Source organism: Paenibacillus oceani (assembly GCF_014705615.1).
GTDB classification, from domain to species: Bacteria; Bacillota; Bacilli; order Paenibacillales; family NBRC-103111; genus Paenibacillus_AB; species Paenibacillus_AB oceani.
The window spans coordinates 143953-158947 of the sequence record NZ_JACXJA010000007.1 but is presented as its reverse complement, the minus strand read 5'-3'; the positions used below and the strand labels follow the sequence as shown (position 1 = coordinate 158947).

13 protein-coding genes are annotated in these 14995 nt (G+C 56.4%); 3 read left to right on the top strand and 10 right to left on the bottom strand.

All coding sequences use genetic code 11. The features are described from left to right. Window positions 1–152: 152 nt before the first annotated feature. The 5 genes from carB to pyrR form a co-directional block, all read right to left on the bottom strand. Window positions 153–3374, bottom strand: coding sequence for a carbamoyl-phosphate synthase large subunit (gene carB / locus IDH45_RS07635; protein WP_190926219.1), 3222 nt, complete (start codon window positions 3372–3374; stop codon window positions 153–155). Beyond that, entirely contained in the window at window positions 3361–4530 is a 1170-nt protein-coding gene (carA, locus tag IDH45_RS07630; RefSeq protein ID WP_190926217.1) for a glutamine-hydrolyzing carbamoyl-phosphate synthase small subunit, read from the bottom strand. Before carA ends, carB begins: the two co-directional genes overlap by 14 nt. 87 nt (window positions 4531–4617) lie before the next feature. Continuing rightward, window positions 4618–5898: a dihydroorotase gene (locus IDH45_RS07625; RefSeq protein WP_190926215.1), complete on the bottom strand. Its 1281-nt coding sequence runs from the start codon at window positions 5896–5898 to the stop codon at window positions 4618–4620. 75 nt (window positions 5899–5973) lie between these two features. Then, a complete protein-coding gene (locus IDH45_RS07620; RefSeq protein ID WP_190926213.1) occupies window positions 5974–6882 on the bottom strand; it encodes an aspartate carbamoyltransferase catalytic subunit in 909 nt (302 codons plus the stop codon). A gap of 6 nt (window positions 6883–6888) precedes the next feature. After that, the gene (pyrR, locus tag IDH45_RS07615; RefSeq protein WP_190926211.1) at window positions 6889–7431 is read right to left on the bottom strand and encodes a bifunctional pyr operon transcriptional regulator/uracil phosphoribosyltransferase PyrR; all 543 of its coding nucleotides are present in this window, start codon (window positions 7429–7431) and stop codon (window positions 6889–6891) included. A gap of 445 nt (window positions 7432–7876) precedes the next feature. Between pyrR and dapD the strand changes: the two genes are divergently transcribed. The 3 genes from dapD (at window position 7877) to IDH45_RS07600 (ending at window position 10588) form a co-directional block, all read left to right on the top strand. Next, the gene (gene dapD / locus IDH45_RS07610; protein WP_190926209.1) at window positions 7877–8587 is read left to right on the top strand and encodes a 2,3,4,5-tetrahydropyridine-2,6-dicarboxylate N-acetyltransferase; all 711 of its coding nucleotides are present in this window, start codon (window positions 7877–7879) and stop codon (window positions 8585–8587) included. Window positions 8588–8654: 67 nt separating this feature from the next. Further along, window positions 8655–9812 (top strand): N-acetyldiaminopimelate deacetylase, encoded by a 1158-nt coding sequence (locus IDH45_RS07605; protein ID WP_190926207.1) that lies wholly within the window; start codon window positions 8655–8657, stop codon window positions 9810–9812. Further along, complete coding sequence (locus IDH45_RS07600; RefSeq protein WP_190926205.1) at window positions 9809–10588, top strand: WecB/TagA/CpsF family glycosyltransferase; 780 nt, start codon at window positions 9809–9811, stop codon at window positions 10586–10588. The genes IDH45_RS07605 and IDH45_RS07600 overlap by 4 nt, the downstream gene beginning before the upstream one ends. Window positions 10589–10670: 82 nt before the next feature. Here the strand turns inward: IDH45_RS07600 and IDH45_RS07595 are convergent, their stop codons facing one another. The 5 genes from IDH45_RS07595 to lspA all read right to left on the bottom strand — a co-directional run bounded on the left by IDH45_RS07595 (window position 10671) and on the right by lspA (window position 14896). Continuing rightward, entirely contained in the window at window positions 10671–11114 is a 444-nt protein-coding gene (locus IDH45_RS07595) for a DUF6526 family protein (RefSeq protein WP_190926203.1), read from the bottom strand. 230 nt (window positions 11115–11344) lie between these two features. Beyond that, the gene (locus tag IDH45_RS07590; RefSeq protein WP_190926201.1) at window positions 11345–12115 is read right to left on the bottom strand and encodes an SIMPL domain-containing protein; all 771 of its coding nucleotides are present in this window, start codon (window positions 12113–12115) and stop codon (window positions 11345–11347) included. A 98-nt stretch (window positions 12116–12213) separates the two neighbouring features. Beyond that, window positions 12214–13371 (bottom strand): aminotransferase A, encoded by a 1158-nt coding sequence (locus tag IDH45_RS07585; RefSeq protein WP_190926199.1) that lies wholly within the window; start codon window positions 13369–13371, stop codon window positions 12214–12216. Between the two features lie 30 nt (window positions 13372–13401). Continuing rightward, the gene (locus IDH45_RS07580; protein ID WP_190926197.1) at window positions 13402–14400 is read right to left on the bottom strand and encodes an RluA family pseudouridine synthase; all 999 of its coding nucleotides are present in this window, start codon (window positions 14398–14400) and stop codon (window positions 13402–13404) included. Beyond that, window positions 14381–14896 (bottom strand): signal peptidase II, encoded by a 516-nt coding sequence (gene lspA, locus IDH45_RS07575; RefSeq protein WP_190926195.1) that lies wholly within the window; start codon window positions 14894–14896, stop codon window positions 14381–14383. The genes IDH45_RS07580 and lspA overlap by 20 nt, the downstream gene beginning before the upstream one ends. Window positions 14897–14995 lie beyond the last annotated feature (99 nt).

Genomic DNA, 14995 nt, shown 5'->3' with positions numbered 1-14995 from the left:
GAAGCCCTCCTTAACGGGGATAAGATCATATGAGAGCCGGTCTCCGACTCCATTGCATAGTCGGGAAACCGGCCTCCTGTTCGTTCTATTCGGTTGCGGCGGCGGGATACGTCCTTCTTCCCGGCACCGGCTGCCGGCTATCCGCTATCCGCTTACTTCGAAGCGGATAGCTGCACGTTTGGCATCGCCCGCGACGAGAAGTTGATCGTGTTCAGCACGTGCAGCAGCGCCCGTACCGTATCCAGCGATGTCATACAGACGACGCCGTTCTCGACCGCCTCGCGGCGGATCCGGAAGCCGTCACGCTCCGGCGTCTTGCCCTTGGTCAGCGTATTGACCACAAAGTGAGCTTCGCCGTTGCGGATCAGGTCCAGAATGTTCGGCGAGCCTTCGCTCAGCTTGTTGACGCGTTCTACGCGCAAGCCCGCTTTTTCGAGCGCGTCTGCCGTGCCGCCGGTAGCGACGATTTTGTAGCCGAGCTCGAAAAATCCGCGGAACAGCTCAATCGCTTCTTCTTTATCTTTATCCGCGATCGTCGCGATCAACGCGCCGGTCGGCGGAATTTTCATACCGGAGCCGATAAATCCTTTATACAACGCCTTGGCGAAATTGAGATCGCGGCCCATCACTTCGCCCGTCGACTTCATCTCCGGACCGAGCGTCGGTTCTACGCGGCGCAGCTTGGCGAACGAGAACACCGGCACTTTGACGGACACGTGGTCGTCTTCCGGCCACAGACCGGTTTCGTAACCCATGTCGGCAAGCTTCTGGCCCATGATGACGCGGGTCGCCACGTTGGCCATCGGGATATTCGTAACTTTGCTCAAGAACGGTACCGTACGGGACGAACGCGGGTTCACCTCGATAACGTACACTTCGTCCTGGAAGATGACGAACTGGATGTTGACGAGACCGACAACTTCAAGAGCCCGTGCGATTTTTACCGTAATATCGACGATTTTCTGCTTGAGCTCTTCGGAGATCGACTGCGGCGGATATACCGAGATCGAGTCGCCGGAGTGAACGCCTGCGCGCTCGACATGCTCCATGATGCCCGGGATTAGCACCGTTTCTTTATCGCAGATCGCGTCGACCTCGACTTCTTTGCCGAGCATATAACGATCGATCAGAACCGGATGCTCCGGATTGATCTTCACCGCGTATTCCATGTAGCTGAGCAGTTCGGCGTCGGAGTAGACGATCTCCATCGCGCGGCCGCCCAGTACGTAGGACGGACGAACGAGAACCGGGTAGCCGAATTGCGAAGCCGTACCGACCGCTTGGTCAACCGAAGTGACCGTGCCTCCCGGAGGCTGGGCGATGTTCAGCTCGCGCAGCAGCGCTTCGAACTTCTTGCGGTCTTCGGCTGCGTCGATGCTTTCCAGGCTGCTTCCGAGGATGCGGACGCCCGCTTTGGACAGCGGAGCCGCCAGGTTGATCGCCGTCTGGCCGCCGAATTGGACGATTACGCCGATCGGATTCTCGCGCTCGATGACGTTCATGACGTCCTCGAAGAACAGCGGCTCGAAGTACAGACGGTCGGACGTATTGAAGTCGGTCGATACCGTCTCCGGGTTGTTGTTAATAATAACCGCTTCGTAACCGGCCGCCTGGATCGCCCATACCGCGTGAACGGTCGAGTAGTCGAACTCAATACCTTGTCCGATCCGGATCGGTCCGGAGCCGAGGACGATGACTTTCTCCTTGCTCGTCTCCAGCACTTCGTCTTCGGTTTCGTAAGTCGAGTAGTAGTACGGTGTCGTCGCTTCGAACTCCGCCGCGCACGTGTCGACCATTTTGTATACCGGCTTGATGTTTGACTGCAGACGGTAAGTGCGAACGTCGGCTTCCTTCGTAAAGGAGTCCGCTCCGGCCAGCGTGCGCACTTCGGCGATCGCCCGGTCGGTAAATCCTTTGCGCTTCGCTTCCAGCAGCAGCTCGCTTGTCAGCTCGCCCGCCAGCTTCGATTCGAACTGGATCATTCCCTCCAGCTTGCCGAGGAACCACCAGTCGATGCTGGTCAAATCTTGAATCTGCTGCAAGGTATAGCCGCGGCGGTACGCTTCCGCGATCAGGAACAGGCGCTCGTCGTCCGGCTTGCGCAGACGGGTCTCGAGCGTATCGACGTCGAGCAGATCGGTGCCTTTCAGGAACAGGCGGTGCGTGCCGATCTCCAGCGAACGGATCGCTTTATGAATCGACTCTTCGAACGTCCGGCCGATCGCCATGACTTCCCCGGTCGCTTTCATCTGTGTGCCGAGCTTGCGGTTGGCGCTCGTAAATTTATCGAACGGCCAGCGCGGAATTTTCGATACGATATAATCAAGCGTAGGCTCGAAGCAGGCGTAGGTTTGTCCGGTAACCGGGTTGACCAGTTCGTCCAGTGTATAACCGATCGCAATTTTGGCTGCCATCTTCGCAATCGGATAACCCGTTGCTTTGGAAGCGAGCGCCGAAGAGCGACTTACGCGCGGATTGACCTCGATCACATAATATTGGAAGCTGTGCGGATCAAGCGCGAATTGGACGTTACAGCCGCCCTCGATATTGAGCGCACGAATGATTTTGAGCGATGCGGAACGCAGCATCTGATATTCGCGGTCCGACAGCGTCTGGCTCGGGGCTACGACGATGCTGTCTCCGGTATGAACGCCGACCGGATCGAAGTTTTCCATGTTACATACGACGATACAGTTGTCATTCGCATCGCGCATCACTTCGTATTCGACTTCCTTCATGCCGGCGATGCTGCGCTCGACCAGACATTGGCCGATCGGGCTGTAGCGGATACCGGACGATACGATATCGACCAGTTCTTCTTCCGTGTTGCATATCCCGCCGCCCGTGCCGCCCAGCGTATAGGCCGGACGAACGATGATCGGATAGCCGATCTCATTAGCGAAGTCGACCGCTTGCGGAACCGTCGTTACGATGACGCTCGCCGGTACCGGTTGCTCCAGCTCGCGCATCAGGTCGCGGAACAGGTCGCGGTCTTCGGCTTTCTCGATCGCGGTCAGCTGCGTACCGAGCAGCTTGACGTTTTCTTTCTCCAGCACGCCTGCTTTCGCGAGCGCTACGGCCATGTTAAGACCGGTTTGTCCGCCCAACGTCGGCAGCAAGCCGTCCGGTTTTTCCTGGCGGATGATCTGCGATACGAACTCCAGCGTGATCGGTTCGATGTATACTTTGTCGGCCATATTCGTATCGGTCATGATCGTGGCCGGGTTGCTGTTGATCAGGACAACTTCCATGCCTTCTTCTTTCAGGGCTTGGCAAGCTTGCGTTCCCGCATAGTCGAATTCGGCCGCTTGACCGATGACGATCGGACCGGAGCCGATCACGAGTATCTTTTTGAGTGCATTATTTTTTGGCATATGCGAGTTCCCCTTTCCGCTGGAGGTCCGATCCGGCACCGCGTGCAGCCACGATTTCGGCTTGACGCGGGGAGCGCGGATTTTGCTCCTTGAAGCTGTGAATCATCGTGATGAAGTCGTCGAACAGGTAGCTCGAGTCGAACGGTCCCGGAGCGGCTTCCGGATGATATTGCACCGAAAACGCGGGATGCGTTTTATGTTTCAAGCCTTCGATCGTCTTGTCGTTGTTGTTGATATGAGTCACGATCAGGTCGGTGCCTGCGATCGAATCGTCTTTAACCGTGTAGCCGTGGTTTTGCGAAGTGATGTAGCAGCGGTTCGAGATCAGATCTTTAACCGGGTGGTTGCCTCCGCGATGACCGAACTTCAGCTTCTCCGAATCCGCGCCGCAAGCGAGAGCGAACAGCTGATGTCCGAGGCAGATGCCGAAGATCGGGAATTCCCCGAGCAGCTCGGCGATCATTTTGACCGCATGCGGGACGTCTTTCGGGTCCCCGGGGCCGTTGGACAACAGGATGCCGTCCGGCGCCAGTCGGCGGATCTGATCGGCGGTCGCGTCCTGAGGGACGACGACGACGTCGCAGCCGCGTTTCGTCAAGTCGCGGATGATGCCGCTTTTGGCGCCGAAGTCGACGAGCACGATACGCTCCTTCGTACCCGGGCAGCCGAATACCGTCTTGGTGGAGACGCGGGATACTTGGTCCGTAATAAGCGGAGTCGCCTTCAACTGCTCCATCAGCTCTTCGACAGGGCGGTTCGACGTGGTGATCAACCCTTTCATAACCCCGTGATGACGGATCAGCCGTGTCAGCATCCGCGTGTCGATGCCGCTGATTCCGACAACGCCGTATTCTTTCAGCAGACTGTCGATTGTATATTGGGCGCGCCAGTTGGACGGCACCTCTTCATGCTCGCGCACGACGAACCCGTGGATGAACGGGCGGATCGACTCGAAGTCGTCCCGCGCAATCCCGTAGTTGCCGATGAGCGGATACGTCATCGTTACGATTTGTCCGCAGTAGGACGGATCGGACAATACTTCCTGATAACCGGTAATTCCGGTGTTAAATACGACTTCGCCAACCGACTCGCCTTCGCTGCCAAACCCTTTGCCTGTGAAAAGCGTGCCGTCTTCCAACAATAGTCTTGCTTGCATCCTTTCATCCTCCAATCGATGTGCTGCTCGTCGTTATGCCATGATGATTTCTGCTTCTAGTTGCACCTTGCTCTATATATAAGGAAGTTATTCGCTCCAAACGGTTTTGCCGCCCACCATCGTAAGCGACGGCCAGCCGTACAGCTTCCAGCCGGTGAACGGGGTGTTGCGCCCCTTGCTGAGAAATTCCGATGGCTCTACCGCCTTCTCGGCGTCCAGATCGATCAGCGTCAGATCGGCTTCGCGTCCCACCTCGAGCACGCCCCAAGGCAGTCCGAACAGTTCCGCAGGCTTCGACGTCATCCGGTCCAGCAAAAATTCCAGCGTCCAGCGTCCGGTGCGGACAAATTTCGTATACAGCAGCGGGAACGCGGTCTCGAAACCGACGATGCCGAACGGCGCCATCTGCAAGCCGCGGGCTTTCTCTTCTTCGCTGTGCGGCGCATGGTCAGTTACGATAATGTCGATCGTACCGTCCTCAAGCCCTGCGATAACCGCCTCTACGTCTTTCGGCGTGCGAAGCGGCGGATTCATTTTCCAGTTGGCGTCGTCCACTCCCGGAATATCCTCGTCGGACAACAGCAGGTGATGCGGACATACTTCCGAAGTGACCTTGATGCCGAACTGCTTGCCGTGCCGGATCAGCCTTACCGACTGCTCGGCGCTGACGTGACAGACGTGGTAGTGAACGCCCGTCGCTTCCGCGAGCAAAATGTCGCGTCCGACATGAATCGCTTCGGATTCGTTCGGGATTCCTTTCAACCCGTGCTTGCGGGCGAATTCGCCTTCGGATACCGCTCCGCCCTCGACCAGCGTGTTATCCTCGCAGTGTGCGATGACCGGCATATTCATCGAAGCGGCCAGCGCCATCGCGTCCTTCATCATCTGGGCGCTTTGCACGCCTACCCCGTCGTCCGTAAAGCCGACGACTCCCGCTTCCTTCAGAGCTGCGAAATCGGTCAGTTCGCGACCGAGCTGGTTTTTGGATATGCAGCCGTAAGGCAGCACCCGGACGATCCCTTCCTTCTCGGCCTTGTCCAACACATACTTAACCGTCTCTACCTTATCGATGACCGGTCTCGTATTCGGCATGCAGGCGATCGTCGTATACCCGCCGCGTGCAGCCGAGCGGGTGCCGGTCGCGATCGTTTCCTTATATTCGAAGCCGGGTTCGCGCAAGTGCACATGCATGTCGATGAAACCTGCCGATACCAGCTTGCCTTTTGCGTCAATCACTTCGTGGCCGTTCGTATCCGGGACATCGCTGCCGATAGCCGCGATCTTGCCGTCTTCGATAAACAAATGCCGGGTGGCCAGCTCGTTTTGTCCTCGTACCGGCACGCGTCCGTTAATGATCCAAGTTCCCATGGTTCGCCTCCTGATCGGTAGTTGCGGATCGGCCGCCGGATCGTCATGCTCCGGCAGCCGACCGTCTCGTTATCGTTAGCTCAGCGCCCGTTCGACGACCGCCATGCGGATCGGCACCCCGTGGCTCATTTGCGTAAAAATTTTCGATTTGTCGCATTCGACCAGTTCGTCGTCAATTTCGACTCCGCGATTGATCGGAGCCGGATGCATGATAATCGCATGAGGCTTCATCATCCCTGCGCGCTCCACCGTCAGCCCGTAATGAGCGCGGTAGTCTTCGGCCGAGCGGATAAATCCTTTGTCATGGCGCTCCAGCTGTACGCGAAGCATCATCACGACGTCGGCCTGCAGCGCTTCTTCCATCGTCACGTAGCCGGCGAATTCGCTCAGCTCGGGCGCCTGCATGTTGTCCGGCGCGCAAAACTTCACAGTCGCGCCCATCTTCTGCAGTCCCCACAAATTCGAGCGTGCAACCCTGCTGTGCATAATATCGCCGATGATGGCCACCGTTAGTCCTTTGAATTCGCCGAACGTCTTGCGGATCGTATATAAGTCGAGCAGCGCCTGCGTCGGATGCTCGTTATTGCCGTCCCCCGCATTGATCAGTGGAACTTTGATCTTCTCGGCCAGTTCGGCCAGCAGGCCGATCGGCTTCATCCGGATTACCCCGGCGTCGATTCCCATCGATTCAAGCGTCCGTACCGTATCGTAGATCGATTCGCCTTTCTCCACGCTGGATGCCGCCGCCGCGAAGTTCAGCACCTGCGCGCCCAGCCGCTTCTCCGCCACCTCGAACGAGAACCGCGTGCGCGTGCTGTTCTCGAAAAACATGTTGGCGACGAACTTGCCTTCCAGCACCGGCGATAGTTTGTGGGTGTGGCTTTCCCAGTACGCGGCCCGGTCCAGGATGCTTACAATCTCTTCTTTTCCGAGGGATTTCAGTCCAAGCAGGTGTCTGTCGCCAGCTACGTTCGTTCTCGTCATGAATCGTTATCCCCTTTGCTGAATGATGACGACTTCGTCGATCCGGTCCACTTCGTTCATCTTCACTTCGATCTGCTCCAGCTTGGAGGTCGGTACGTTTTTGCCTACGTAGTCCGGGCGGATCGGCAGCTCCCGGTGTCCGCGGTCGACCAGAACAGCCAGTTGAATCGATCTCGGGCGCCCCAGGTCGATCAGGGCGTCCATCGCCGCTCTTACCGTCCTGCCCGTGTACAGCACGTCGTCGCATAAAATAATTCGCTTGTCCTGGATATCCGGCGCTTGCACCGACGAAGCGGCCATTACCGAATTCAGCCGCACGCGGTCGTCACGATACGAGGTGATGTCCAGCTCGCCTACCGGCATCGGGATTCCTTCGATGTCGCGAATCCGTTCTGCGATCCGGTTGGCGATATAGATCCCCCGTGTGCGAATGCCGACCATAATGCTGTCGTCCACGCCTTTATTTTTTTCCAGTATCTCGTGTGCAATGCGCGTCAAGGCGCGGCGTATCGCCGTATCGTCCATTATAACCAGCTTATCCGGATTCATGGCCTGCTACCTCCCGATTACTCCCCGATCCGTCCGGGGCTTTCCATGTGCCGATACCGCTTCTGGAGATGACGGAGTCCGCCCGCAAAAAAACTCCTTGCCCTAGGGCAAGGAGTTCGATTCGACCGCATCGCTGGGGCACGAAACAGCCATTCGCGTTCTCAAGGCACAACCACCCAGAGCGCGTATGACCATGTTCGCAACCGGCACGTCCGTTACGATATCGCGACTTTCTCGTCGACCACCTTGCCAGCCTCACAGGACCAGCTTAAAGGCACTATTTGGTTCCAAACGATTATCTCACGTTCGACATATGATGTCAATCGACAATTCAGTTTGGAAATATGACGAATCGTTGCGGCCCGCCATCATTGATTGCGCCCCTCCTTTTATGCTATAAAAGGTTTAGACGTTATTCCCAAGCCGAAAAGGAGAATACACTTACATGTCTGAAATGAACACGATGGAAGTTATTAACTTTATAAAAAACAGCGTCAAAAAAACGCCGGTAAAAGTATATGTGAAAGGCACGCTCGAGCAAGCAAGCTTCGGCTCCGGCGTCCGAGCCTTTATCTCGGGCGGAAGCGGAGTGCTCTTCGGAGAGTGGCCGGCAATCGCCGAGGCGCTTGAAACGAACAAATCGTATATCGAAGATTTCGAAATCGAAAACGACCGCCGCAACTCGGCGATCCCCCTGCTCGATCTGAAAGGCATCAATGCCCGCATCGAACCAGGCGCCATTATCCGCGATAAAGTGACGATCGGCGACAACGCCGTTATTATGATGAACTCCACCATCAACATCGGCGCTTCGATCGGCGACGGCACGATGATCGATATGAACGTAGTCGTCGGCGGCCGCGTACAGATCGGTAAAATGTGCCATATCGGGGCAGGCGCCGTCGTAGCCGGCGTAATCGAGCCGCCTTCGGCACAGCCGGTCGTCATCGAAGACGACGTCCTTATCGGCGCCAACGCCGTCATCCTCGAAGGCGTCCGCGTCGGCCAAGGAGCCGTCGTGGCTGCGGGAGCGGTCGTTACGCAAGACGTCGAAGCTTATACGGTCGTAGCCGGCACTCCGGCCCGGGTGATCAAGAAGGTCGACGACCAGACGAAGTCGAAGACGGAAATTATGCAGGAACTGCGCCAGCTGTAAGCTGCATCATCGGTTCTCACACCACAAGCCAGGGGCCTCCCCTGGCTTCCAATATTAAGGAGGACTTATGCGTACGGAGATCCAAACGTTTGTAGACATACGCCGGCAGCTCCATCGCATCCCGGAGCCCGGTTATGCCGAATTTAAAACCCAGCGCTTCCTGCTGGATCGGATCGGGGAGCTGCCGCAGCACCGGATCGAGGTGCGCACATGGCGGACAGGCATTCTCGTCAAAGTCAAAGGAACGGACCCGCAGTTCACATTTGGCTACCGCGCCGATATGGACGGGCTGCCGATCGAGGAGGACACCTCTTACGCGTTCCGCTCGGAGCATCCGGGATATATGCACGCCTGCGGGCACGACATGCATATGGCGATCGGGCTCGGGGTGCTCACCCATTTCGTCGAACAGGAGATGGCGGACGATCTGATCGTTATTTTCCAGCCCGCCGAGGAAGGCCCTGGCGGAGCCAAGCCGATGCTGGAGAGCGAGGAGCTTCGCGGCTGGCTGCCTGAGCAGATCGTCGCGCTGCATATCGCGCCGGAATACCCGGCCGGTACGATTGCGACAAGACCGGGCATCCTGTTCGCCAATACATCGGAGCTGTTCATCGATTTGATAGGAAAAGGCGGACATGCGGCTTACCCGCACCGGGCGAACGACATGGTCGTCGCGGCCGCCCACCTGCTCGTTCAGCTCCAATCGATCGTCTCCCGCAACGTTAATCCGCTCGATTCGGCCGTCGTAACGGTCGGTAAAATCGAAGGCGGCACGAAGCAAAACATCATCGCGGAAAAAGCCCGGCTGGAAGGGACGATCCGCACCTTGTCCGCAGACACGATGCAGCTCGTCAAGCAGCGGATCGAAGCGCTCGTTCGCGGAACGGAAGCTTCCTTCGAATGTACGGCACATATCGATTACGGGTCGAATTACCGTCAAGTGTACAATGAAGAGGAAATCACCCGGGAATTTATGGAATGGCTCGGGAAGTCCGGTCACGCCCGTCTGATCGAATGTTCGGAAGCGATGACCGGGGAGGATTTCGGCTATTTCCTCGAGAGCATCCCCGGCTTTATGTTCTGGCTCGGCGTCGATACGCCCTACGGTCTGCATCACGCCAAGCTTGAACCGAGCGAGCAGGCGATACCCGTCGCTATTCATACGGTGACCGATTATTTCCGCTGGAAATCGGGCCGATTGCGTTCAGGAGGGGATAGGGCATGAGTGGAGGCAACAGCCGGACGGCGTCCGCAGCGGACCCGAGAAAGGATCGCGTGACGATCATGGGCGTGCCGTTCTCGAAGATGGACCTGGATGAGACGATCCGGCATTTTACGGAATTGGCGAATCGTTCCGAACGCTGCATGTATCATGTCGTGACCGCGAATCCGGAAATTGTGATGTCCGCCTCGAAAGATCCGTCTCTGATGAAAATTTTACATGAAGCGGGCATTATCACGCCTGACGGCATCGGCATCGTGAAAGCTGCCAAGTGGAAAGGCGAACCCGTCCCCGGACGCGTAACCGGCTATGATATGCTGCTGCGCCTGCTTGAGCAGGGCAACCGGGACCGTTGGTCGTTTTACTTCCTCGGTACGGACGAGGATACGAACCGCAAGGCGGTCGAAGCGATCGCCGCCCGTTACCCGAACGTGAAGATTGCCGGACGCCATAACGGCTTCTTCGGAGCGGACCGGGAACCCGCCATCGTGGAAGAAATCGCTGCGGCAAGCCCCGATTTTCTGATCGTGGCGATGGGCGCTCCCCATGCGGAACGCTGGATCTACCGCAACAAGCCGAAGCTGAACGTCAAGCTCGTTATGGGCGTGGGCGGCAGCCTCGACATTCTCGCGGGCAAAGTGAAGCGGGCGCCGGACTTCTGGATCAAGCTGAACATCGAATGGTTGTACCGGCTGCTCTCCAACCCTTCCCGCTGGCGGCGGCAGCTCGTATTGCCGATTTTCGCGGTGAAAGCGTTCCTGCACCGCAATGACCGGTAAACCGGGAATATCAAGATGACTATGGGTATACGCAGCAAAAGAGCGGCTAACCGTCCGGGTTAACCGCTCTTTTGCTTGAGGACTATACCCGATGATGATCCGCTCGCCACTGCTTGACCGATTTTTTGATATCCGCTGGCGATAGGCCGGATTCGGCTGCTTGGGCCGCCAGTTGAGGAAACTCTTCGTCGGATGCGAAGCGCAAGGCGATGATTTGGCGGATCGTCAGCTTGCCGCTTAACGGCTTGCCGGTCAGGGCGAGATGACGCAGCCCTTCCTCGGCTCTGATGACGCGATCCTGCACGACGAGACTGTTTCTGCGGGTAAGAATGCCGGTTATAACCGACTGCAACACCAAGGAAAACAGGACGACCGTCTTCCAGTCGAGCTCGCCGGATACCGCGTCTGCGATGGCGAAGCCGATTGCGGCCAAAAACGTAACAAGCCCAAGCGGCATCAGCACAAAATGCTGCAGCGGATATAACCTGCGATGATTTTCGTAAGATTGCTCCTGCTTGTTCTCCATTTCCAGCGCCTCCCTTAAATCCATGCGGGTATTCGGATGATCAGATCTCTTCTCATGTCCGTTCTGGCTCTAAGTATACAATCTAATCGAGTGTATGCCTATCCCCGGCCCGGAATTCCCGCAATTCGGCTCACGATCAGAAAACCGGGGAACCCGGTCAACGGCATCAAACGGGCGAACGCAAAAAAAGCCTTCACCCGTCAAGGGCAAAGGCTGTACTCGATCTGCTTTTAGAATTCGTACTGAACCGTCACATTTGTCGTTACTTTCAGCTCACCGGTCGAAATGCTGGTCGGAGACCCGGCTGCGGAATCCATCATCGCTTTGGACATCTCGATGTTGCGGTATTCCGAAGGGATGGCGACTCCGCCGCCTTGATTCACGGCTACGATCCCTTTCAGCTCTTTGCCGGCGTATTTAGCGATTGCTTGCGCTTTCGCCTTCGCGTTGTCCATCGCTTTCTCGATGACCTGCAGCTCATATTCCTGGCCCTTCTCCGTGCTGAAGCGGACGCCTTCGATCTGATTCGCCCCGGCCGCGGATACCGCATCGAGGAACGTTCCCAGATTGTCGAGGTCACGGTACGTCACCTGAAGCATTTGAGTGGCGCTGTATCCTTTTACTTTCGCTTCTCCGCGATCGGAGTACGAATACTCCGGTCTTACGCTGAAGCCGGACGTTTGCACGTCTTTCGCCGGCAGCTTGTACTTGTCGAACAATACTTCCCGCAGCTTCGTGTATGCTTCCGCGTTGGCCGCTTGGGCATCTTTCGCCGTTTCCGCTTCGGTGCGGATACCGAGGTTGATGTAAGCGACGTCCGGAGCGACCGTCATTTCGCCTTGACCGTTGACTGTAATCACGTTTTTGACGCCGGAGGACTGCTCGGCGGCGTATACTTCGCCCGGGCCGAAGCGCGGCAGGCTTTGAGCGTACAGTGCCGTCGTTAATGCGAGGGCGGCTACCCCTGTAATCAGCCATTTCTTCTTCATCGTCATGTTCATCGTTCATTTTCCCTTCTTTCCAAGAATTGTTTTCCGACTCTATTAACGAGCGTTTCCGGAAAATTGTTGCAGGAAAATGAACGGATTCAAAAAAAAATTTAGTCGAGCCGTTCAACAAACGATTCCAGCTTGTCCATCGCCTTCTCCAGAAGATCCATCGAGTACGCATACGAAATCCGGATGTAACCTTCCCCGTATTCCGAGAAAGCGTCGCCGGGAACGACCGCCACCCGCTCCTCGTCCAGCAGCTTCATCGTAAATTCCATGGAGCTTAATCCGAAGCGGCGAATCGACGGGAACAAATAAAACGCGCCTTCCGGCTTCTCCGATTCAAGCCCCATCCGCTGCAGCCGGTCGTATACGAAATCCCGACGGAGCTTGTATTGCCGCTTCATCGGCTCCGCATCGTCGATCCCGGCCGTTAGCGCTTCTACCGCCGCATATTGGCTGATCGAGCTGGCACACGTCACATTGTATTGGTGCACCTTGACCATATGCTTCGAGATGTCGGCGGGAGCAAACGTAAATCCGATCCGCCAGCCGGTCATCGAATGCGATTTCGACAAGCCGTTGATTACGATCGTCTGCTCCTTCATCCCGGGCAGCGAAGCGATTGAACGGTGAGGTGCATCGTAAATCAGCTCGCTGTATATTTCATCCGAGATGATGAAAATCGGTTTGCCGCGCAGCAGATCGGCGACGGCCTTCAGCTCCTCCTCGGCCATCACCCGCCCCGTCGGGTTGGACGGATAACAGAGAACGACGGCGCGCGTCCGTTCGGTCAGCATCGGCTTCAGCAGATCTGCCGTCAGCTTGAACCCGGTCTTGCGGGTATCCACGTATACCGGCGTTCCGCCACACAGCCGGATAATCGGCTCATAGCCGGGATAGATCGGGCCGGGGATAATGACCTCGCTGCCCGGGCCGACTATCGTCCGAAGCGTAATATCGAGCGCCTGGCTTGCTCCGGCCGTCACGATAATTTCCTGATCCGGATCGTAATCGAGCCCGTATTTGCGGTTGACAAAAGCCGAAGCCGCTTGACGCAGCTCCGGCAGCCCCGGATTGGGAGTATACAGTGTTTTATTTTGATCGAGCGCCCGCTTGCCGGCTTCTATAATATGGGCGGGCGTCGGGAAGTCCGGCTGGCCGATGGTCAGCGTGACGACGTCCTTGTAAGCGGCCACCAGATTCGAAATTTTGCGTATGCCCGAGATTTGAATATTGTGAACCGCGGAATTGACCAGATGCTCCACAAATGTTCCTCCCCATTACATGAGTACGGATTATAACGTTTTGAGAACGTCCAACAAATGGGTCATATCGTCGGGAAGGCCGACCTCGAACTCGAGATGCTCCCCCGTCGTCGGATGAACAAATCCGAGCACACCCGCATGAAGAGCCTGTCCGTCGATCGGATTTCCTTTGTTGCGTCCGTACATCGGGTCGCCTACGAGCGGGTGGCCGATATACTTCATATGAACGCGAATCTGATGCGTCCGTCCGGTTTCCAGCTTCAGCTGCATCAGCGTATAATCGGCGATCCGGTCAAGCACGATAAAGTGGGTGACCGCATGCTTGCTGTTTTTGTCCGTAACGGTATACATCTTGCGGTCTTCCGAAGATCGGCCGATCGGGGCTTCGATCGTTCCCTGATCGTGGGTCACGTTGCCGTGCACGACGGCGATATATTTTCTCGTAACACTGTGTTCTTTCAATTGGGCGGCCAGCGACAGATGCGCCTTGTCGTTTTTGGCGGCCATGATCAGACCGGAAGTATCCTTGTCGATCCGGTGTACGATACCGGGGCGCAGCATGCCGTTAATACCCGACAGATCGGTGCAGTGGTGCAGGAGCGCATTCACGAGCGTTCCCGAGTAATGTCCGGGTGCCGGATGGACAACCATGCCGCGAGGTTTGTTGACTACAATGACGTCGGAATCTTCATAGATGATATCGAGCTGAATCGGTTCGGGAACGATGCTCACCTCGACCGGATCGGGAACGATCAACCGGACGTTATCCCCCTCGGCGAGCTTGTAGTTCGGCTTTACCGCTTTGCCGTTTACGACGACATCCCCATTTTTGATCCACAGCTGGATTTGCGAACGCGAGATATCCTCGCCGCACGATTCGGTCACATATTTGTCGATCCGCTCGCCGGAGTCCTTCGCTTCGACGATCCATTCCTGCAGACCCTCGGTATCCAATTCTTCCGAATTTGTTTCGAACGGCAGGACTTGCTGCGCTGACGAATCGTGTTCCTTATACTTGTCCTTGTTCATGAGTAAGACCTCTTCTTTCTTTACGCCATTCCAGAATAGAATCGAGGAAAATAAGCGCTACCCCGATTACGATCGCAGAATCGGCCCCGTTAAATATGGCAAATTGATAGTCGACGTCCCAGCCGAACAGCGAAAACCGGAAAGTGAAATGCATAAAGTCCACAACTTCTCCGAACAACAGCCGGTCTATAAAATTGCCGAGCGCTCCGCCAAGCAGTAATCCCAGCGCGACTTTCAACAGTTTCTTGTCGCCGTTTTTGCGAAGCTTCTGCAAATACCAGATCAGCCCGATCAGGATAACCGTTGTAACGACAATAAAAAACCAGCGCTGCTCTTGCAAAATGCCGAATGCCGCTCCCCGGTTCCGATGCGAAGTCAGCTGAAAAAACTCGCCGATCACCGGGATCGAGTCTCCTTCTTTCATATTCACCACAACTAGCCGCTTCGTAACTTGGTCGATCACAAATACGATAAGCGCATAAATATAATAAATCAACGTGCAGTCCTCCCTGCGACTTTAGGTTCCGATACCTCGCATTGTAGCATAGCGGCCGCATGCGCGTCCAATGAAGCGAACCGCCATTATCCGGCTCTC